This window comes from Streptomyces sp. NPDC001599, from assembly GCF_042893535.1.
Taxonomy (GTDB): Bacteria; Actinomycetota; Actinomycetes; order Streptomycetales; family Streptomycetaceae; genus Streptomyces.
On record NZ_JBIAVA010000007.1, the window covers coordinates 310219 to 328272 of the forward strand.

The following is an 18054-nucleotide window of genomic DNA, read 5'->3' on the forward strand; positions in this document are numbered from 1 at the left end:
CCATCGCCGGGTGAGTACGCCCCGCACCGTCGACCGCGCCTTCGAGACCGCCCTGTACGACACCGCCGACGCCCTGGACACCGCCGCCTCGCTGCTCGCGGCCGATCCGGCGGCGGACGCGGAACTGGCCCGCCGCGGAGAGGAGTTCGTGGCCACGGCCTGGCGGCGCGGCTGGCAGCCCGCCGACCTCGTACGGGTCGTGCGCCGCGAACTGGACGACGTGCACGTACGGCTGGTGGCCGCACTGGTCCGCGCCCAGGCGCCGCACGACCGGGCGCGAGGTCCCCGCTGGGCCGCGCAGCTCGACGACCTGCCGGGCGGGGACGGGGCGGCGCCGCCCCGCACCGACCGCTTCTCGCACGCCACCGCCGTACTGGAGCTGTACCGCCTGCTGCTGCGGCTGCCCGGTCTGGAGCCGCTGGAGGCGGGGGAGGGCCCCCGCCGGGGCCGGGAGAACCGGCCGGAGTCCCGTGCCCTCGCCCGCATCCGCGCGCTGCTCGCCAAGGCGGAGGCGACCGGGTATCCGGAGGAGGCGGAGGCGCTGAGCGCGAAGGCGCAGGAGCTGATGGCGCGGCACAGCATCGACGAGGCGCTGCTGGCCGCGCAGGCGCACGGACACGCGTCCTCGCCCGACACGCCGGGGGCCTGCCGAATCGGGGTGGAGCCGCCCTACGAGCAGGCCAAGGCCGTGCTGCTGGACGCGGTGGCCGACGCCAACCACTGCGGGGCCGTGTGGAACGAGCCCTTCGGCTTCTCCACCGTCGTCGGTTTCGAGTCCGACCTGGAGGCGGTCGAACTCCTCTACACCTCCCTGCTGGTGCAGGCCGAGGCCGCGATGACGAAGGCGGAGGCCGGTCAGCGGGCCGGCGGGCGCAAGCGCACCAAGACCTTCCGGCAGTCGTTCCTCGCCGCCTACGCCCACCGCGCGGGCACCAGGCTGCGGGCCGCGGCGGAAGCAGCCACGCAAGCGGTCGCGGAAGCAGCGACGGAAGCGGCCACGACGGGGGCGGCGGACGCGGACCTCCTGCCGGTGCTCGCCTCCCGGGAGGCCGCGGTCACCGACCGGATGGAGCACATGTTCCCGGAGACGACCACGACCCGTCTGCGCGGCTCCGTGGACGCGGCCGGCTGGACGGAGGGCACCCGCGCGGCCGACGCCGCCCGGGTCGGCCGCCACCGACCGCTGGAGCAGACCCCGGGGGCCCGGGGGCCGAAGCCCCGCTCAGGAACCGATGCCGGTGGTCGGCAGTCCCGGCGGCAGTGAGCCGCCCTCCGACCTGGTGTACGTCTCCTCGCCCAACTCGCCCTCCCAGGCCACCGTGAGCGAGTCGGCGTCGACCGCGCCGACCTTGCCGGTCGCGCGGTCGGCGTTGCCGTCGGCGCACTTGAGGCGGATCGTCCGGGTGCCTGAGGCCTCCTGCGTCGTACCGCTGCACACGGTCCCGCCGGTCGCGAACAGGGCCGCCTTGTCGCCGGTGACCATCAGGGCGACGGCCTGGCCGTCGGTGGTCGCCAGCCAGCTGCCTTCCAGCTCGCCCGCGGCACCGGCGGACGGCGATCCGCCCGCCTCGCCGCCCGGGTCCGTACTCGCGGACGCGCCGGGCGCCGTCGAGGACCTGTCGCCGCCGCCGGAGCCCTCGTCCGAACCGCCGCCGTCGGAGTCACCGCCGTCGGTGCACGCGGTCAGGGCCAGCGTCCCCGCCAGCCCGAGGGCCAGCAGCGCGGCCCGCACGGACCGCCGTGTCCGCCCTGTCCGCCGCGCCCGCCGGAGTGCGGCCTCGCCGGACCGGACATCCGTACCCGGCACGGTCGCCGTGCCCGCCGTACCCCCCGCACCTGCCGTGTTCTCCGTGCTCGCCGTGTTCCCCGCAGTCACCCACGTCACCGGAAGCTCCAAGCTGTAGCCGGACGGCCGTTCGGCCCCGAACAGCCGCAAGCTACCAGGACGACTTGCGCACCCCGGGAAGATGCCCGGCGTGCGCCTGCTCGCGCAGGTTCACCCTGGAGAGCCCGAAGACCCGGAGGTATCCGCGCGGGCGTCCGTCGATCTGATCGCGGTTGCGCACCCGAGTGGGGCTCGCGTCGCGCGGCTGCCTGCGCAGTTCCCGCTGGGCGGCGAGCCGTTCGGCCTCCGTCGACGAGGGCCGGCGGAGGATCTCCTTCAGCTCGGCCCGGCGCTCGGCGTGGCGCGCGACGACGGCCCGGCGCTGCTCGTTCTTCGCGATCTTGCTCTTCTTCGCCATCAGATCCTCACTCCCCGGGCACGGATGCGCGCCACGGCCGCCTCGACGCCGATCGAGTCGACCGTCCTGATCCCCTTCGTGCTCAGCCGCAGCCGCACGTGCCGGTTCTCGCTCGGCAGCCAGTAGCGCTTGGTCTGGATGTTGGGGTCGAAGCGGCGCGAAGTGCGCCGGTGGGAGTGGGAGATGCGGTTGCCGAAGCCGGGCCGGGCCCCGGTCAGCATGCAGTGGGCGGACACGGTGACGTACCTCTCCTCCGGACCGGACGGGTCCTAGCTGTTAATGGAATTCATTTTCAGTAAGATAGCAGCATGGCACGCAACGAACTCCGTCCGGTCATCAAGCTCCGGTCCACCGCCGGGACCGGCTACACCTACGTGACCCGCAAGAACCGCCGCAACGACCCGGACCGGCTGGTCCTGCGCAAGTACGACCCGGCGGCCGGCCGCCACGTCGACTTCCGAGAGGAGCGCTGAGCCGCCGTGCGCAAGGGAATCCACCCCGAGTACCGCCCCGTCGTCTTCCGCGACCGAGCCGCGGACTACGCCTTCCTCACCCGCTCGACCATGACGAGCGAGCGCACGGTCGAGTGGGAGGACGGCCACACCTACCCGGTCGTCGACGTCGAGATCTCGAACGTCAGCCACCCCTTCTACACCGGCACCGCCCGCGTCCTGGACACCGCCGGACGCGTGGAGCGCTTCGAGCGCCGGTACGGGAAGCAGGACGGGGCATGAGCGGGCCGGGCCGCTTCCCCGAACCACCGGTGGTGATCGTCGGCGGGCTGCACGCCGACGCGCGCAGGGCGGCCGTGGCCCGGCTGCTCGCGGACGTGCCCGGCAGCGTCGTCCTCCACCACGACCTGGCGACGGCCGCCGCGGGCACGGTCGCAAGGACCGTGCGGGACGCCACCGGCCTGCTCTCCGCCGGTGAGGCACCCCTGGTCAACGACTGCGCGTGCTGCGCGCTGCGCGAGGACCTCGTCCCCGAGCTGGTCCGGCTCGCGGAGGCCGGGGGTACCCCGCTGGCGGTGGTCGAGCTGTGGGACTCCGTCGAGCCCAAGGCGATGGCGGAGGTGGTGACGGCCGGCGGCTTCACCGTCGCCGGTGTGATCACCGCCGTCGACCCCGCGCTGGTGCTGCCGTACCTCGGCAACGGCGACGACCTCGCCGAGGGCGGCCTCGCCGCGGCGGCCACCGACCAGCGCACCGTCGCCGACACCTTCGCGCGGCAGCTGGAGTACGCCTCCGTCCTCGCGCTCGCCGAGTCCCTCCCCGGCTCGCCGGAGGCCGACGACGAGGACCGCGAGCTGCTGGCCCAGCTGCACCCGACGGCCCGCCGGGTCCCGATCGGCCACGGGAACCCGGCGGGCGCACCGTCCACGGTCCCGGACCTGGCGCGGGCCGCCCTCGCCGGGTTCGACGTGGAGGCGGCGGCCGCCGCCCAGCACCCGGCCTGCGCGCTGCTGCCCGCGGAGGCCGACGCGCACGGCGTCGCCACCCTGGTCTGGCACCGCCGCCGCCCCTTCCACCCGGAGCGGCTGTACGCGGCGCTGGAGGATCTGACCTGCGCCGCGGCCCGCAGCCGGGGTCGGTTCTGGCTGGCCGGCAAGGGGGACACGCTGCTGCACTGGGACGCCGCGGGCGGTGCCCTGTGCGTGGAGAGCGCGGGGCCGTGGCTCGCCTCGCTGCCCGACGCCGCCTGGGAACTGGTGCCGCCCGTGCGCCGTGCCGCCGCCGCGCTGGACTGGCACCCCGAGCACGGCGACCGCTGCCAGCACCTGGTCTTCACGTCCCCCGGCCTCGACCGCGACGGCCTGGAACGGCTCCTGGAGTCCTGCCTGCTGACCGACGCCGAGTACGCCGCGGGGCAGGCCGCCTGGGACCGGCTGCCGCCCGCCTTCGACACCCTCCTGGAGGTCTGACCCCGTGCCCCGACCCCGCAAGACCGACCGCACGCCCAACCGGCAGCGCCCCAACCCGCTGGACCGGGCGGGGGTGACGTACATCGACTACAAGGACACCGAGCTGCTGCGGAAGTTCATCTCCGACCGCGGCAAGATCCGCAGCCGCCGCGTCACCCGGGTGACGTCCCAGCAGCAGCGGCAGCTGGCCAGGGCGATCAAGAACGCGCGCGAGATGGCACTGCTGCCCTACGGCACGCGCTGACCCGCCCGCCGTACCTCACGCACCAGCGACAACACCGGGGACGCTCGTACCGTTCGGGCCCCGGTGTTGTCGCATGTTGTTGCATATTCTTCGAATTCGGGGGCACATGCGGGAACGACTTCCCGGGCCCCGGCGTCGTAGAGGGCAGGGCTCGGTAAAGCGGTCGTCAAAGCTGTAACCACGGGAACACCGCCCGTGCACGTGCATTTGCTCATGCATCTGCACGTGAACGAGGTTATGATCCGGATCAGTTGACCACTGCATCAATGGCCACATCAGCCAGTGCACACCGGGGAGCGACCTGTGGACCACGACGTGTACGACGTGTACAACGGCATGGCCGCCACGCAGCTGCACGATGCGGCCTGGCAGAAGAGCCGGCGCAGCAACTCGCAGGGATCGTGCGTGGAGTTCGCGCGCCTGCCCGACGGCGCGGTGGCGGTGCGCAACTCCCGCTTCCCCGACGGCCCCGCGCTCGTGTACACGCGCGCCGAGATCGAGGCCATGCTCCTGGGCGTCAAGGACGGCGAGTTCGACCACCTGATCGCGAGCTGACCCCGGACCGCCCGGCCGGCCGGGCGGCGCCCAGGACGGGCCCTAGAGGCGGAACAGCGCCCAGACCACCTTGCCGTTGAGCGTTCCGGCCAGCGGGTGCCAGCCCCAGCTGTCGCTGAAGGAGTCGACGAGGAACAGGCCCCGGCCCGACTCCGCCGAGAAGTCGTCCGTCTCGCGGGCCACCGGGCTGTCGTGGCTGGGGTCGCGCACCGCGCACACCAGCCGCTCGGTCCAGCGCATAAGGTGCAGCCGTACCGGGCCGTGCTGCTCGTCGTGGCGCGGGGTGTCGGCGGGCAGGGCGTGCCGCAGGGCGTTGGTGACGAGTTCCGAGACCACCAGGCAGACGTCGTCGAAGCGGTCGCCGGTGTCCCAGCCGTCGAGCGTCCTGCGGGTGAACCTCCGGGCCTCGCGCACCGCTTCGTACCGGGGCGGCAGGGCGCAGGAGGCGGCGTTGGACACTGCCGCGGGGTCGAGTGGCGGAAGGCCCTGCCGTAACGGCTCGAGCATGGTCGATCCATTCGTCCCCATGCGAGGCACTCCCGGGAATTCGCGGTCGTAGCGATGCGGCGCGGTGGTGCGGGACCATGGTTTCGGATGCGTACCGCAGATGCAAGGGCAGATGCACGTGCACGTGACCGAAATGGACCTGCCCGTACCGCTTGTTGGCCAATTTTTCCGTCATCTTCGCCTCCCTTTCATCTCCCGCGACGGCCGGTTCTGGCCCGCCGCGTGCATGATCCTGCACATTTCCTTTGGCTCGATTCCGTTTCCGTAACCGGACGAGTACTGCTCGGAGTGTTTTAGTGGCAGACTGCGGCCCCTGAAGACGGTTGGGGAGGCTGGCGAACGTGAGCGCGGGAGAGCCCGGATCGGTGGTGCGGCGCATGCTGCTCGGATCACAACTCAGGCGACTGCGTGAGACGCGGGGGATCACGCGCGAGGCCGCGGGCTACTCGATCCGCGCCTCGGAGTCGAAGATCAGCCGGATGGAGCTGGGCCGGGTGAGCTTCAAGACGAGGGACGTCGAGGACCTGCTGACGCTGTACGGCATCACGGACGAGCAGGAGCGCGCCTCCCTGCTCTCCCTGGCCAAGGAGGCCAATGTCGCGGGCTGGTGGCACAGTTACTCGGACGTGCTGCCCAGCTGGTTCCCCACCTACGTGGGTCTTGAGGGCGCCGCCTCGCTGATCCGGGCGTACGAGGTGCAGTTCGTGCACGGCCTCCTGCAGACCGAGGAGTACGCCCGCGCGGTCGTCCGGCGCGGCATGAAGGGCGCCGGCGAGGCGGACGTCGAGCGCCGGGTGGCGCTGCGCCTGGAGCGGCAGAAGCACCTGGTCGCGGAGAACGCCCCGGAGTTCCACATCGTGCTCGACGAGGCCGCCCTGCGCCGTCCTTACGGCGACCGCGAGGTGATGCGCGGCCAGCTCCAGCACCTGATCGAGGTGTCCGAACGCCCCAATGTGCGCCTCCAGGTCATGCCCTTCGGCTTCGGCGGGCACTCCGGCGAGAGTGGCGCGTTCACGCTCCTCAGCTTCCCCGAGTCCGACCTCTCGGACGTCGTCTACCTGGAGCAGCTCACCAGCGCGCTGTACCTGGACAAGCAGGAGGACGTCACCCAGTACGAGACGGCGCTGAAGGAACTCCAGCAGGACAGCCCGGGGCCGGACGAGAGCCGGGACCTTCTGCGGGGACTCCTCCAACTCTCCTGAAACATAAGTACGATGACGCTCGGTCAGGCGGCTCGCTCGCGGCGGCTGCGGCAGCTAAGGGGATTGAGGGAACACATGTCGTCGTACTTCACCGACCTCGCCCAGCAGTACATCGACGGCGAGTGGCGTCCCGGCACCGGCTCCTGGGACATCATCGACTTCAACCCGTACGACAACGAGAAGCTCGCCTCGATCACGATAGCCACCGTCGACGAGGTCGACGCCGCCTACCGCGCCGCCGAGCGCGCCCAGAAGCAGTGGGCCGCGACGAACCCGTACGCGCGCCGCGCGGTGTTCGAGAAGGCGCTGCGCCTGGTGGAGGAGCGCGAGGCGGAGATCGGCGAGGCGATCGTCGCCGAGCTGGGCGGCACCCGGCTGAAGGCCGCCTTCGAACTGCACCTCGCCAAGGAGTTCCTGCGCGAGGCGGTCCACCTGGCGCTGCGTCCCGAGGGCCGGATCATCCCGTCCCCGGTCGACGGCAAGGAGAACCGCGTCTACCGGGTGCCGGTCGGCGTCGTGGGCGTCATCAGCCCCTTCAACTTCCCCTTCCTGCTCTCCCTGAAGTCGGTCGCCCCGGCCCTCGCCCTGGGCAACGGCGTCGTCCTCAAGCCGCACCAGAACACACCGGTCGTCGGCGGCACGCTGGTCGCGAAGATCCTCGAGGACGCCGGGCTGCCGGGCGGGCTGCTCAACGTCGTGGTCACCGACATCGCGGAGATCGGCGACGCCTTCATCGAGCACCCGGTGCCGAAGGTGATCTCCTTCACCGGCTCCGACAAGGTCGGCCGCCACGTGGCCACGGTCTGCGCCGCGAACTTCAAGCGCTCGGTCCTCGAACTGGGCGGAAACAGCGCGCTGGTGGTCCTCGACGACGCCGACGTCGACTACGCGGTCGACGCCGCCGTCTTCAGCCGCTTCGTCCACCAGGGCCAGGTCTGCATGGCCGCCAACCGCGTGCTGGTCGACCGCGCGGTGGCCGACGAGTTCACCGAGAAGTTCGTCGCCAAGGTGACGTCCCTCAAGGCCGGCGACCCGCGCGACCCGGCCACCGTCATCGGCCCGGTGATCAACTCCTCGCAGGCCGACGCGCTCACCGGCGTGGTCGAGCAGGCGCTCGCCGAGGGCGCCACCGCCCTGGTGCGCGGCTCGGTCACCGACAACCTGGTCGAGCCGTCGGTCCTGACCGGCCTGCCCGCCGACTCGGCGCTGCTCCGGCAGGAGGTCTTCGGCCCGGTCGCCTTCCTCGTCCCCTTCGACGGGGAGGAGGAGGCCGTACGGCTCGTCAACGACACGCCCTACGGGCTGAGCGGTGCCGTGCACACCGGGGACGTCGAGCGCGGTGTCAACTTCGCCAAGCAGATCGACACCGGCATGTTCCACGTGAACGACGGCACCGTGCACGACGAGCCGATCGTGCCCTTCGGCGGCGAGAAGCACTCCGGCCTCGGCCGTCTCAACGGCGACACCATGCTGGACGCCTTCACCACCCAGAAGTGGATCTCCGTGCAGCACGGGCGCAGCGGGTTCCCCTTCTAGAGGGGCGCGGCGGGCGCACCGCGGCGCCGGATCTAGTCTGGATCCCATGTCAGCGATCCGTCTCCTCGTGCTCGGCGCCGTCCGCCAGCACGGGCGGGCCCACGGCTACCAGGTGCGCAACGACCTGGAGTACTGGGGCGCGCACGAGTGGTCCAACGCCAAGCCCGGCTCGATCTACCATGCGCTGAAGCAGATGGCGAAACAGGGACTGCTCCTCGCGCACGAGATCGCGCCGTCCACGGCGGGCGGGCCGCCGCGGGTGGAGTACGAGATCACGGAGCAGGGCACCGAGGAGTACCTCACCCTGCTCCGCGCCTACCTCACGGCCTACGACCAGCGGCCGGACGTGCTCACCGCGGCGCTCGGCTTCATGGTCGACCTCCCGCGCGAGGAGGCGCTCGCGCTCCTGGAGGAGCGGGTGCGGAAGATCGAGGAGTGGCGTGCCTCCGTCACCGAGTACTACATGCCCGCCAAGGGCCCCGGGCAGTACGGGCACATCGGCGAGATCATGAACTACTGGGTCCACTCGGCCGACTCGGGCGCCGAGTGGACCCGCGGTCTCATCGAACGCGTCCGGGGCGGCGCGTACACCTTCGCCGGCGAGGGCGAGCCGTTCGTCGGAGTGCTGGCGGAGGGCGAGGAGAATCCCTTCGCGGCGGGGCGGCCGCACTACAGGGATGCCCGCTAATCAAGTTTGACCAACCGGAGATCGGGCACTATCTTCTGGGGCAGTAGTCAAATTTGGCTAGCTTGGGCCTCTCGAAGAGGAATGGGGAGTGGCAGTGGCCGACACGGCGATCACCGTCGAAGGCGCACGCAAGAGGTACGGCGGCAAGGACGCACTGGACGGACTCGACCTGACCGTCACCCGCGGCACGGTGCACGGCGTGCTGGGACCGAACGGAGCGGGCAAGACGACGCTGGTCCGGATCCTGTCCACCCTGCTGCGGCCCGACGCGGGCCGCGTCGAGGTGGCGGGATGCGACGTCGTCGCCGAGGCGTACGCGGTACGGCTGCGCATCGGCCTGCTAGGCCAGCACGCGGCGCTCGACGAGGAGTTGGGCGGCCGGCAGAACCTGGAGATGTTCGGCCGCCTCCACCACCTGGGCGCCCGGCGGGCACGCGCGCGTGCCGGTGAACTGCTCGCGCGCTTCGACCTCACCGACACCGGACGCAAGCCGGTCAGCGCCTACAGCGGCGGCATGCGGCGCCGCCTGGACCTGGCCGCGTCCCTCATCACCGAACCGGAGGTCCTCTTCCTGGACGAACCGACCACCGGCCTCGACCCGCGCGGCCGCGCCGAGGTGTGGGCCTCGGTCCGCTCCCTGGCCGGCGCCGGTACGACGGTCCTGCTCACCACCCAGTACCTGGAGGAGGCCGACCAGCTCGCCGACCGCATCTCGGTCGTCGACGCGGGTCGGGTCGTCGCCGACGGCACGGCGGACGAACTCAAGGCCGCCACCGGCGGCGACCGCGTCGACGTCGTCCTGCGCGACGCCGGCCAACTGGGCGCCGCCGTCGCCCTGCTGCCACTCACCGGCGCCCGCGTCGACGCCGACCGACGGCTGCTCAGCGCCCCCGTCACCGACCGCATGGCCGCGCTCTCCGGTGTCGTACGGGCGCTGGAGGAGGCCGGGATCGAGGCCGAGGACGTGGCGCTGCGCCGGCCGACCCTGGACGAGGTGTTCCTGCACCTCACCGACCGTACGAAGGAGGCCGCGTGAGTACGACCGCCGTGCGGACGACCGCGGTGGGTCCCGCGTCCCACGCCCTGTCCGACTCCTGGACCATGACCCGCCGCGAGCTGTCCCGCTGGGGACGGCAGCCGGTGGCGGTCGTCGTCAACCTGGTCTTCCCGGTCATGCTGCTGCTGATGTTCGGCTATCTGGTCGGCGGCGGCCGGGGAGTGAGCGGCGAGTACGTCGACTACCTCGTCCCCGGCATGCTGGCCCTCACCATGGCCTTCGGCCTGGAGGGCACCATGATCGCCGTCACCCGGGACCTCGACAAGGGCGTCGTCGACCGCTTCCGCTCCCTGCCGATGGCCAACGGCGCGGTCCTGGTGGGCCGTTCCGCAGCCGACATGCTCCAGTCGGTGCTCGGCCTCGCCGTACTGATCGGCGTCGGCCACGCGCTGGGCTGGCGGACCCACGGCGGCCCCGGCGCCTTCCTCGGCGCGGTCGGCCTGCTCCTGCTCTTCCGCTTCGCCATGCTGTGGATCGGCATCTTCCTGGCCCTGGTGGCCGGGAAGCCCGAGCTGGTGCAGGCGGTGCAGATCCTGGTCTGGCCGGTCGGCTTCCTGTCCAACGCCTTCGCCGAGCCCGACTCCATGCCGGGCTGGCTGGGCACCGTCGTCCAGTGGAACCCGATGTCCCAGACCGCCATGGCCGTCCGCGACCTCTTCGGCGGCCCCGGCGGCGAGTCCGGCCACATCTGGGCGGCCCTCGCCTGGCCGCTGGCGCTGCTCGCGGTGTTCTTCCCGCTGGCGGTGGGGCGGTTCGCGCGGCTGAGCCGTTGAGGTGCGGCGACGCGGGCCGGCGGCGTCCGCGTCAGTGGACCGGTGCGAGGCGCCAGGCATCGAGGTGGGCGGTGAGGAAGCGGGCGGCGCGGTCGAGTGCGGCGTCCGCCTCCTCCAGGCGGCCGTGGTGGAACTGGTAGACGTGGGGGAGCCCGGGCCCCACTTCGAGCGTGACCTCGACGTCGTCGGCGCCCGCCCGCCCGGCCAGCCGCACCGCGTCGTCGAGCAGCACCTCGTTCGCGCCGGCCTGCACGAGCAGCGGGGGCAGCCCGGAGAGGTCGCCGAAGACCGGGCTGGCCAGCGGGAACGCCCGGTCGCCCGCGCCGACGTAGAGATCCGCGTACGCGCGCACGTCGGCCTCGGTGAATATGGGGTCGGCGTCCTCCTTGGAGCGGATGCTGCCGCCGGAGAGGGTGAGGTCGACCCAGGGGGAGAAGAGGACCGCGGCGGCGGGCTGGGGCAGTCCGGCCGCCCTGGCCGCGAGCAGGGTGGCGATGCTCAGTCCGCCACCGGCGGAGTCGCCGGCCACCACGATATCCCGCGGGTCGGAACCCGTCGCCAGCAGCTCCCGGTAGGCGGCGAGTCCGTCGTCGACGGCCGCGGGGAAGGGGTGCTCGGGAGCCAGCCGGTAGTCCACCGACGTCGCGCGCAGACCGGCGCGGAGGGCCAGTTCGCCGACCAGTCCCGCGTGGGTGTCCGGGGAGCCGATGACGTAGCCGCCGCCGTGCAGGTAGAGCAGCCGGCCGCGGTCGGCCGCCGTGTCCGGCTCCAGCTCCAGGGCCGGCCGCCCGCCCAGGACGGTCCTGCGGATGACCACCCCGTCCGGCACGGGCCGGGTCATGGCCGTGGCGAAACCGTCGCGCTGTTCGTCGATCGTGGGCGGCGTCTCGGAGTGAGGGGCGGAACGGAGCATGGCGTCCAGGGCGTCGCGCTGCTGTCGGGACATGAGGGGCCTCCACGGGTCGGCGTGCGAGAATTGATTCCTGGGAATCCATCTGTGTGCGCCAACCGGATTCCGAGGAAGTAGATTCCCGGGAATCCATTGGAGATCATGTGAGCCACATCACTCAGGGCTTCGTCGACCTGGTCCGCGTCGAGACCCGGCTCTACAACGCCGTGAGTGCCCGGCTGCGCGACGAACAGGGGCTGGGTCTCGGGCAGTTCGAGTTCCTGGAGATCATCGACCGGGTGCCGGGCTGTCGCGTGCTCGACATCGTCGGCGAACTGGCGATCACCGTGGGGGCGGTCAGCAAGGCGGTCGACCGGTTGGTGGCCGCCGGCTGGTGTGTGCGGGGCGCGCACCCCCAGGACCGCCGCTCGTCCGTGCTCAGCCTCACGCCCGAAGGCCGGGAACGGCTTGCGGCTTCCCGCCCCGTCGTCGAGAACGCACTGGTCTCGCTGACCGCGGGGATCGCTCCCGGCGACCTGAGCCGCGTCGCCGCGACCCTCGCCACCCTCCGCGCGAACCTGGAGGCGGGCTCCCGCGGCAGCCCCGGCTGACGAGGGGCCGGGGTGGGTCAGTGGTGGAAGCCGGTGGTCGCCCCCTTGTCCCGCGTCAGCGGGCCCGACTGGCGCCGCAGCTCCGGAAGCAGCCGCTCCAGGTCGTCCAGGAGCAGGTCCGCCATGTCGGCCGAGAAGCCGTTGCGGCACACCACCCGCAGCACGGAGAGATCCTCGCGGTGCGGGGGGAAGGTGTACGCCGGCACCAGCCACCCGCCCTCGCGCAGCCGCCGGGACACGTCGAAGACGTCGTACGCCGTCACCTCGTCGGCCGTCGTGAAGGCGAACACGGGCAGCTGGTCGCCGCGCGTCAGCAGCCGGAAGTCGCCGAGCGCCTCGACCCGCCCGGCGATCGAGCCCGCGATGTCCCGCGCGGACTGCTGCACGGCCCGGTAGCCCTCGCGGCCCAGCCGCAGGAACGTGTAGTACTGCGCCACCACCTGCGCGCCGGGCCGGGAGAAGTTCAGCGCGAAGGTCGGCATGTCGCCGCCCAGGTAGTTGACCCGGAACACCAGCTCCTCCGGCAGGGCCTCGGCGTCCCGCCACAGCGCCCAGCCGACCCCGGGGTAGACCAGCCCGTACTTGTGCCCCGAGGTGTTGATCGAGGCGACCCTCGGCAGCCGGAAGTCCCACACCAGGTCCTCGTCCAGGAAGGGCGCGACCATGCCGCCGGACGCCCCGTCGACGTGCACCGGGATGTGGAGGCCGGTGCGCTCCTGGAGGGCGTCCAGGGCGGCGCACAGCTCGGCAATCGGCTCGTAGGAACCGTCGAAGGTGGAGCCGAGGATGCCGACGACCCCGATGGTGTTCTCGTCGCACAGCTCGGCGGCGGCCTGCGGGTCCAGGTGGAAGCGGTCGCCCTCCATCGGGACCTGGCGGGCCTCCACCTCCCAGAAGTTGCAGAACTTGTCCCAGCAGACCTGCACGTTCACGCCCATCACCAGATTGGGCCGCACGTCCTTCGCCGGGTACCGGTCGGCGTTGCGCAGCGCCCAGCGCCGCTTCAGCGCCATCCCGGCCAGCATGCACGCCTCGCTCGACCCGGTCGTCGAGCAGCCCACGGCCGCCTCCGGGTCGGGCGCGTGCCACAGGTCGGCGAGCATCGCCACGCAGCGCCGCTCCAGCTCGGCGGTGCGCGGGTACTCGTCCTTGTCGATCATGTTCTTGTCCCGGCACTCGCTCATCAGCACCCCGGCCTGCGGCTCCATCCAGGTGGTGACGAAGGTGGCCAGGTTGAGCCGCGCGTTGCCGTCCAGCATCAGCTCGTCGTGGACCAGCCGGTACGCGGTCTCCGGCGGCAGCGGGGAGTCGGGCAGCCGGTGCGAGGGCGGGGCCTCGGTCATGCCGCCGAGCGGGTTCGCCGCCGCGTGGAACGGGTTCACGGCGAGCCGGCGCCGGTCGCGGTCGTCGTCGTGGGGCGGGCGGGGACCCTTGTGCAGTGACATGCAACCGACGGTAGGCCGGGGCCCCGGGCCCCGCACCCGGGGACGTACCGCGCGCGGGCTTGCACCTCACGTCACGTGAGGAGGCAGCGTGGACGGCGTCAGAGAAAGGAGCGGAAGTGAGCTACTCCGTGGGACAGGTGGCCGGCTTCGCCGGAGTGACGGTGCGTACGCTGCACCACTACGACGACATCGGCCTGCTCGTACCCAGCGAGCGCAGCCACGCGGGCCACCGGCGCTACAGCGACGCCGACCTCGACCGGCTGCAGCAGATCCTGTTCTACCGGGAGCTGGGCTTCCCGCTCGACGAGGTCGCCGCCCTGCTCGACGACCCGGCCGCGGACCCGCGCGCGCACCTGCGCCGCCAGCACGAGCTGCTGTCCGCCCGGATCGAGAAGCTGCAGAAGATGGCGGCGGCCGTGGAGCAGGCCATGGAGGCACGCAGCATGGGAATCAACCTGACGCCGGAGGAGAAGTTCGAGGTCTTCGGCGACTTCGACCCCGACCAGTACGAGGAGGAGGTCCAGGAACGCTGGGGCGACACCGACGCCTACCGCCAGTCCAAGGAGAAGACCGCCTCGTACACCAAGGAGGACTGGCAGCGCATCCAGGACGAGGCCGACGAACTCACCCGGCGCTTCGTCGCCCTGATGGAGGCCGGTGAGCCCGCCGACTCCGAGGGGGCCATGGACGCCGCCGAGGACCACCGGCAGGGGATCGCCCGCAACCACTACGACTGCGGGTACGAGATGCACACCTGCCTGGGCGAGATGTACGTCTCGGACGAACGTTTCACGAGGAACATCGACGCCGCCAAGCCGGGCCTGGCCGCCTACATGCGCGACGCGATCCTCGCCAACGCCGTCCGGCACACCTCCTGAGCGGTGGTGGGGGGGGGGGGGGGGCCCCCCCCCCCCCCCCCCCCCCCGGCCCCCCCCCCCCCCCCCCCCCCCCCCCCCCCCCCCCCCCCCCGCCCCGGGGCGGCGGGGGGGGGCCCCCCCCCCCCCCCCCCCCCCCCCCCCCCCCCACTCCCGGGTCCCGCTCCCGGATCCCGCTCCCGGGTCCCGCTCCCGGGTCCCACTCCGGGGCTCACTCCCGGGCCACGACCACCGCCGTCCCGTACGCGCACACCTCGGTGCCCACGTCCGCCGCCTCCGTCACGTCGAAGCGGAAGGACAGCACCGCGTTGGCCCCGCGCGCGCGTGCCTGCTCGACCAGCCGCTCCATCGCCTGGTTGCGGGTCTCGACCAGCGTCTTGGTGAGACCGCGCAGCTCACCGCCGACCAGCGACTTCAGCCCGGCACCGATCTGGCTCCCCAGGTGCCGGGAGCGCACGGTCAGCCCGAAGACCTCCCCGAGCACCTCCTGCACCCGGTGGCCCGGCAGATCATTGGTGGTCACGACGAGCACGTCGGGCTGCGGGCCCTGGCCGCCGCCGTATTCTTCAATACCCATGGTTCTCAGGTTTCCCCGGGGAACGTCACAGCGCACCCCAAGACGCCCCGTGGAACCTGGGGCACCGCGGCTGCGTTGTACGTTTGGGCAGCCAGGTCCAGCCCGCATCCCCCCAGCAGCAGGAGCCACAATCCCGTGACCACCCTTGCGCTCGGTCCCGAGTGGATCAGCCCGGACTACCTGATCGAGACGTTCAGTCTGCCCGGCATCCTGCTCATCGTCTTCGCCGAGTCGGGACTCTTCGCGTTCCTGCCCGGCGACTCGCTGCTGTTCACCGCGGGCCTGTTCGTCGCCCAGGGCCAGTACATCAGCCAGCCGCTGTGGCTGGTGTGCACCCTGATCGTGGCCGCCGCCGTCCTCGGCGACCAAGTCGGCTACATGATCGGCAAGTTCTTCGGCCCGAAGCTCTTCAGCCGCCCCAACTCCAAGCTCTTCAAACAGGAGAATCTGGAGAAGGCGCACGAGTTCATGGAGAAGTACGGCCCCAAGGCGATCGTCCTGGCCCGCTTCGTGCCCATCGTGCGCACCTTCGCCCCCATCGTGGCGGGCGCCGGCCGCATGAAGTACCGCACCTTCCTCACGTACAACGTGATCGGCGGCGTCGCCTGGGGCACCGGCGTCACCCTCGCGGGCTACTGGCTCGGCCAGATCGAGTTCATCCGGGCCCACGTCGAGGGCATCCTCGTCCTGATCATCCTGGTCTCGGTCGTCCCGATCGCCATCGAGTACCTGCGGGAACGCAAGAAGAAGCAGCGCGCCGCCGCGGCCGCACCCGCGACCCCGGCGCCCCAGCAGCACCAGCCCGCGTACCCGGTGATGGACGACGCCACGACCCAGCTCCGCCGGGTCGACCCGTACGACCAGCCGCAGCAGCAGTACGACCCGCAGTACGACCAGGGCTACGGCACCCAGCCGCCCTACGGCGGCCAGCAGCCCCCGCAGCAGCCGTACGCCCAGCAGTACCCGCAGGGCTACGGCGACCAGCCCCCGCAGTACGGCGACCAGTACCCGTACAACCAGGGCCGCTGAAAGCGTCCCAAGGGGCGCGGGGCTGTATCGATGTGCGGCTCCGCCGTGTGGGCGCGATCAACCACGACGTGCCCGCACCCGCCGTCGTACCGCATTCCCCGCCCCCTTGGGCGCTCTAGAAACCCCGGGTCCGCTTCGCCGCCCGCCTGCCGGCGGCACTCGCGGCGCCGGGCACCTTCAGGAACAGCCGGGAGATCTCCCCACCGAGGTTCACCCCGATCGCGATGGCCATCGCCAGGGCCACCGCGTTGGACAGCGACAGCAGCCCCGAGTCGACCTCGCCCTGCGCGATGCCCAGCAGACCGAAGTACGTCGCCGAACCGGGCAGCAGCGGCCCGATCGCGGCCGTCGTGTACGGCAGCGCCGACGCGAACCGGTACCGGGACATCAGCTGCCCGAACAGGCCCACGAGCCCCGCCGCGGCGGCCGTGGAGGCCACCGGCGAGATGTCGCCGGCGTAGTGCATGGCGCCGTACACGCACCAGGCGATGCCGCCGTTCAGGGTCACCGCGAGGACGGTGGCCCGTTCCTGCTGGAGCAGGATCGCGAAGGCCAGCGACAGCAGCATCGAGGCGAAGATCTGCACGAACGGTTCGTCACCGGTGCCGAGCTTGGCGTCCGGATTCAGCTCGGCGCCCAGCTGGACCCCGAAGTACAGCACCACCAGCACCCCGGCGACGATGCTGACGAAGAAGTACATGACCTCCAGCAGACGGGCCGCGGCGGTGATGTAGAAGCCGGTCAGACCGTCCTGCACCCCCGCGACCAGCGCCCGCCCGGGCAGCAGCGCGAACAGCCCACCGGTGATGACCGCGGACGCCTTCACGTCGACGTGCGTCACCGTCAGCACGACGCCCATCGCGGCGGGCGGCATCGCGGCCACCGCGAACTGGTAGAACTCCGGCAGCCCGCGCCCGGCGCACAGCCACGCCAGCCGGTCGCCGAGCATCGAGCCGAACATCGCGGCGAAGAACACGGTCGCCCCGCCGCCGACGAGCAGCGAGGCACCGCCCGCGAGCAGACCGCTGGCCACCGTCAGCACCCAGGTGGGGTACGGGTGCCGGTTGCGGCGGATCTCCGCGAGGCGCCGGTAGGCCTCCTCCAGGGAGATGTTCGTGTCGGGGTCGCTGAGGTCGTCCACCAGGTGGAACACGGCCGCGAGCCGCGTGTAGTCGGTGCCCCGGCGGCGTACCGTGCGCGACGCCGTCACCGGGTCCTCGACCAGGGACGGCTGGTGGGAGATCGACAGCAGGGTGAAGGTGACGTTCGGCTCGCAGCGGTCCAGGCCGTAGGAGCGGCAGACGGCGAACATGGCCGCCTCCACGTCCTCGGCGCCCTCACCGCCCGCCAGCAGCAGCTCCCCGATACGCAGCGTCAGGTCCAGCACGCGGGGCACGGCCGGGCCGGTCTCGTCGTCGTGCTTCTGCGAGGGCTCGGGCGCGGGCCGCTCGGCCACCGGCATCCGCAGCATGGCGCGCATCCGGTCCTGCCAGGGCACGTCCGTCAGGCTCACCGCGGGGAAGCCGCTCGCCGGAGTGAACGCGGCCGGGGCGGTCCACGCGCTGTGCGTACTCGGCATGGTGAACGCCGAGCCCTCGGCGTCCGCGGGCGGGGTCTGCGGCACCTCCAGACCGTCGGGGAGCGAGAACTCCGAGGTCGTCTCGGACTCGCTGCCGGTGGGCCGGGAAACGGCCAGCCCCTGCGGGATCTCGAACTCGGACGTCGTCGACGACTCGCCGTCGATCGACGCCCCGATCCCACTGGGCTGCCGGAAGGCACTGCGGGCCTCGTCCGACTGCGGTTTGGGCTCCTCCGCCTCCGTCACCTGCGCAACGCTCCCTGGTACCGACACACCCTCCTGTTGACCTCAGTATGGTCACTCAAACACGAACGGGCCGCACG

At 72.0% G+C, this 18054-nt stretch carries 22 protein-coding genes; 14 read left to right on the plus strand and 8 right to left on the minus strand.

Annotated features, from left to right (window positions below; genetic code table 11):
• The first annotated feature begins 10 nt into the window (after positions 1-10).
• Positions 11-1264, plus strand: coding sequence for a DUF2786 domain-containing protein (locus tag ACFYZ3_RS20295; protein WP_388519397.1), 1254 nt, complete (start codon positions 11-13; stop codon positions 1262-1264).
• On the opposite strand, the gene ACFYZ3_RS20300 is transcribed toward ACFYZ3_RS20295, so the two are convergent.
• The 3 genes from ACFYZ3_RS20300 to rpmB form a co-directional block, all read right to left on the minus strand.
• A complete protein-coding gene (locus ACFYZ3_RS20300; RefSeq protein WP_388519399.1) occupies positions 1223-1732 on the minus strand; it encodes a hypothetical protein in 510 nt (169 codons plus the stop codon). The two genes, ACFYZ3_RS20295 and ACFYZ3_RS20300, sit on opposite strands and share 42 nt — an antisense overlap.
• Before the next feature lie 205 nt (positions 1733-1937).
• Positions 1938-2243 carry a 30S ribosomal protein S14 gene (gene rpsN / locus ACFYZ3_RS20305; protein ID WP_388519402.1) on the minus strand — a complete coding sequence of 102 codons (306 nt, stop codon included), beginning with the start codon at positions 2241-2243 and terminating at the stop codon, positions 1938-1940.
• Positions 2243-2479 carry a 50S ribosomal protein L28 gene (rpmB, locus tag ACFYZ3_RS20310; RefSeq protein ID WP_011028971.1) on the minus strand — a complete coding sequence of 79 codons (237 nt, stop codon included), beginning with the start codon at positions 2477-2479 and terminating at the stop codon, positions 2243-2245. Before rpmB ends, rpsN begins: the two co-directional genes overlap by 1 nt.
• 72 nt (positions 2480-2551) lie before the next feature.
• On the opposite strand from rpmB, the gene rpmG reads away from it, so the two are divergent.
• The 5 genes from rpmG (at position 2552) to ACFYZ3_RS20335 (ending at position 4963) form a co-directional block, all read left to right on the plus strand.
• Positions 2552-2716: a 50S ribosomal protein L33 gene (rpmG, locus tag ACFYZ3_RS20315; protein WP_003975405.1), complete on the plus strand. Its 165-nt coding sequence runs from the start codon at positions 2552-2554 to the stop codon at positions 2714-2716.
• A 6-nt stretch (positions 2717-2722) separates the two neighbouring features.
• Positions 2723-2977 carry a type B 50S ribosomal protein L31 gene (locus ACFYZ3_RS20320; protein ID WP_388519406.1) on the plus strand — a complete coding sequence of 85 codons (255 nt, stop codon included), beginning with the start codon at positions 2723-2725 and terminating at the stop codon, positions 2975-2977.
• The gene (locus ACFYZ3_RS20325; protein WP_388519408.1) at positions 2974-4164 is read left to right on the plus strand and encodes a CobW family GTP-binding protein; all 1191 of its coding nucleotides are present in this window, start codon (positions 2974-2976) and stop codon (positions 4162-4164) included. Before ACFYZ3_RS20320 ends, ACFYZ3_RS20325 begins: the two co-directional genes overlap by 4 nt.
• A gap of 4 nt (positions 4165-4168) precedes the next feature.
• The gene (rpsR, locus tag ACFYZ3_RS20330) at positions 4169-4408 is read left to right on the plus strand and encodes a 30S ribosomal protein S18 (RefSeq protein WP_388519411.1); all 240 of its coding nucleotides are present in this window, start codon (positions 4169-4171) and stop codon (positions 4406-4408) included.
• A gap of 303 nt (positions 4409-4711) precedes the next feature.
• Positions 4712-4963 (plus strand): DUF397 domain-containing protein, encoded by a 252-nt coding sequence (locus ACFYZ3_RS20335; RefSeq protein ID WP_011028968.1) that lies wholly within the window; start codon positions 4712-4714, stop codon positions 4961-4963.
• Positions 4964-5005: 42 nt separating this feature from the next.
• On the opposite strand, the gene ACFYZ3_RS20340 is transcribed toward ACFYZ3_RS20335, so the two are convergent.
• The gene (locus ACFYZ3_RS20340) at positions 5006-5470 is read right to left on the minus strand and encodes an ATP-binding protein (protein ID WP_042826635.1); all 465 of its coding nucleotides are present in this window, start codon (positions 5468-5470) and stop codon (positions 5006-5008) included.
• Positions 5471-5847: 377 nt separating this feature from the next.
• Between ACFYZ3_RS20340 and ACFYZ3_RS20345 the strand changes: the two genes are divergently transcribed.
• The 5 genes from ACFYZ3_RS20345 (at position 5848) to ACFYZ3_RS20365 (ending at position 10726) form a co-directional block, all read left to right on the plus strand.
• The gene (locus tag ACFYZ3_RS20345) at positions 5848-6672 is read left to right on the plus strand and encodes a helix-turn-helix transcriptional regulator (RefSeq protein WP_003975412.1); all 825 of its coding nucleotides are present in this window, start codon (positions 5848-5850) and stop codon (positions 6670-6672) included.
• A 75-nt stretch (positions 6673-6747) separates the two neighbouring features.
• On the plus strand, positions 6748-8208 hold the full coding sequence (locus ACFYZ3_RS20350; RefSeq protein WP_388519415.1) for an aldehyde dehydrogenase family protein: 1461 nt from the start codon (positions 6748-6750) through the stop codon (positions 8206-8208).
• Between the two features lie 46 nt (positions 8209-8254).
• Positions 8255-8896 carry a PadR family transcriptional regulator gene (locus tag ACFYZ3_RS20355; protein ID WP_388519417.1) on the plus strand — a complete coding sequence of 214 codons (642 nt, stop codon included), beginning with the start codon at positions 8255-8257 and terminating at the stop codon, positions 8894-8896.
• A gap of 94 nt (positions 8897-8990) precedes the next feature.
• Positions 8991-9932, plus strand: a complete 942-nt coding sequence (locus tag ACFYZ3_RS20360; RefSeq protein WP_388519628.1) for an ATP-binding cassette domain-containing protein — start codon at positions 8991-8993, stop codon at positions 9930-9932.
• 65 nt (positions 9933-9997) lie between these two features.
• Positions 9998-10726, plus strand: a complete 729-nt coding sequence (locus ACFYZ3_RS20365) for an ABC transporter permease (protein WP_388519631.1) — start codon at positions 9998-10000, stop codon at positions 10724-10726.
• A 31-nt stretch (positions 10727-10757) separates the two neighbouring features.
• On the opposite strand, the gene ACFYZ3_RS20370 is transcribed toward ACFYZ3_RS20365, so the two are convergent.
• Positions 10758-11672 (minus strand): alpha/beta hydrolase, encoded by a 915-nt coding sequence (locus ACFYZ3_RS20370; protein WP_388519420.1) that lies wholly within the window; start codon positions 11670-11672, stop codon positions 10758-10760.
• A 107-nt stretch (positions 11673-11779) separates the two neighbouring features.
• Between ACFYZ3_RS20370 and ACFYZ3_RS20375 the strand changes: the two genes are divergently transcribed.
• Positions 11780-12226: a MarR family winged helix-turn-helix transcriptional regulator gene (locus ACFYZ3_RS20375; RefSeq protein ID WP_388519423.1), complete on the plus strand. Its 447-nt coding sequence runs from the start codon at positions 11780-11782 to the stop codon at positions 12224-12226.
• 17 nt (positions 12227-12243) lie between these two features.
• Here the strand turns inward: ACFYZ3_RS20375 and ACFYZ3_RS20380 are convergent, their stop codons facing one another.
• A complete protein-coding gene (locus ACFYZ3_RS20380; protein ID WP_388519426.1) occupies positions 12244-13671 on the minus strand; it encodes a glutamate decarboxylase in 1428 nt (475 codons plus the stop codon).
• 116 nt (positions 13672-13787) lie between these two features.
• Between ACFYZ3_RS20380 and ACFYZ3_RS20385 the strand changes: the two genes are divergently transcribed.
• Positions 13788-14549 carry a MerR family transcriptional regulator gene (locus ACFYZ3_RS20385; RefSeq protein WP_388519428.1) on the plus strand — a complete coding sequence of 254 codons (762 nt, stop codon included), beginning with the start codon at positions 13788-13790 and terminating at the stop codon, positions 14547-14549.
• A gap of 208 nt (positions 14550-14757) precedes the next feature.
• Here the strand turns inward: ACFYZ3_RS20385 and ACFYZ3_RS20390 are convergent, their stop codons facing one another.
• Positions 14758-15123, minus strand: coding sequence for a YbjQ family protein (locus ACFYZ3_RS20390; RefSeq protein WP_003975421.1), 366 nt, complete (start codon positions 15121-15123; stop codon positions 14758-14760).
• A gap of 135 nt (positions 15124-15258) precedes the next feature.
• On the opposite strand from ACFYZ3_RS20390, the gene ACFYZ3_RS20395 reads away from it, so the two are divergent.
• Positions 15259-16152 carry a DedA family protein gene (locus ACFYZ3_RS20395; RefSeq protein ID WP_388519431.1) on the plus strand — a complete coding sequence of 298 codons (894 nt, stop codon included), beginning with the start codon at positions 15259-15261 and terminating at the stop codon, positions 16150-16152.
• Positions 16153-16267: 115 nt separating this feature from the next.
• On the opposite strand, the gene ACFYZ3_RS20400 is transcribed toward ACFYZ3_RS20395, so the two are convergent.
• Positions 16268-17977, minus strand: coding sequence for a threonine/serine exporter ThrE family protein (locus ACFYZ3_RS20400; protein WP_388519434.1), 1710 nt, complete (start codon positions 17975-17977; stop codon positions 16268-16270).
• Positions 17978-18054 lie beyond the last annotated feature (77 nt).

What these genes read in the sequence shown, in the direction of transcription:
- ACFYZ3_RS20340 (WP_042826635.1), bottom strand. Translation starts at nt 5,470, where the DNA reads ATGCTCGAGCCGTTACGGCAGGGCCTTCCGCCACTCGACCCCGCGGCA.
- ACFYZ3_RS20350 (WP_388519415.1), top strand. Translation starts at nt 6,748, where the DNA reads ATGTCGTCGTACTTCACCGACCTCGCCCAGCAGTACATCGACGGCGAG.
- ACFYZ3_RS20355 (WP_388519417.1), top strand. Translation starts at nt 8,255, where the DNA reads ATGTCAGCGATCCGTCTCCTCGTGCTCGGCGCCGTCCGCCAGCACGGG.
- rpmG (WP_003975405.1), top strand. Translation starts at nt 2,552, where the DNA reads ATGGCACGCAACGAACTCCGTCCGGTCATCAAGCTCCGGTCCACCGCC.
- ACFYZ3_RS20380 (WP_388519426.1), bottom strand. Translation starts at nt 13,671, where the DNA reads ATGTCACTGCACAAGGGTCCCCGCCCGCCCCACGACGACGACCGCGAC.
- ACFYZ3_RS20325 (WP_388519408.1), top strand. Translation starts at nt 2,974, where the DNA reads ATGAGCGGGCCGGGCCGCTTCCCCGAACCACCGGTGGTGATCGTCGGC.
- ACFYZ3_RS20365 (WP_388519631.1), top strand. Translation starts at nt 9,998, where the DNA reads ATGACCCGCCGCGAGCTGTCCCGCTGGGGACGGCAGCCGGTGGCGGTC.
- ACFYZ3_RS20390 (WP_003975421.1), bottom strand. Translation starts at nt 15,123, where the DNA reads ATGGGTATTGAAGAATACGGCGGCGGCCAGGGCCCGCAGCCCGACGTG.
- rpsN (WP_388519402.1), bottom strand. Translation starts at nt 2,243, where the DNA reads ATGGCGAAGAAGAGCAAGATCGCGAAGAACGAGCAGCGCCGGGCCGTC.
- ACFYZ3_RS20370 (WP_388519420.1), bottom strand. Translation starts at nt 11,672, where the DNA reads ATGTCCCGACAGCAGCGCGACGCCCTGGACGCCATGCTCCGTTCCGCC.
- ACFYZ3_RS20345 (WP_003975412.1), top strand. Translation starts at nt 5,848, where the DNA reads ATGCTGCTCGGATCACAACTCAGGCGACTGCGTGAGACGCGGGGGATC.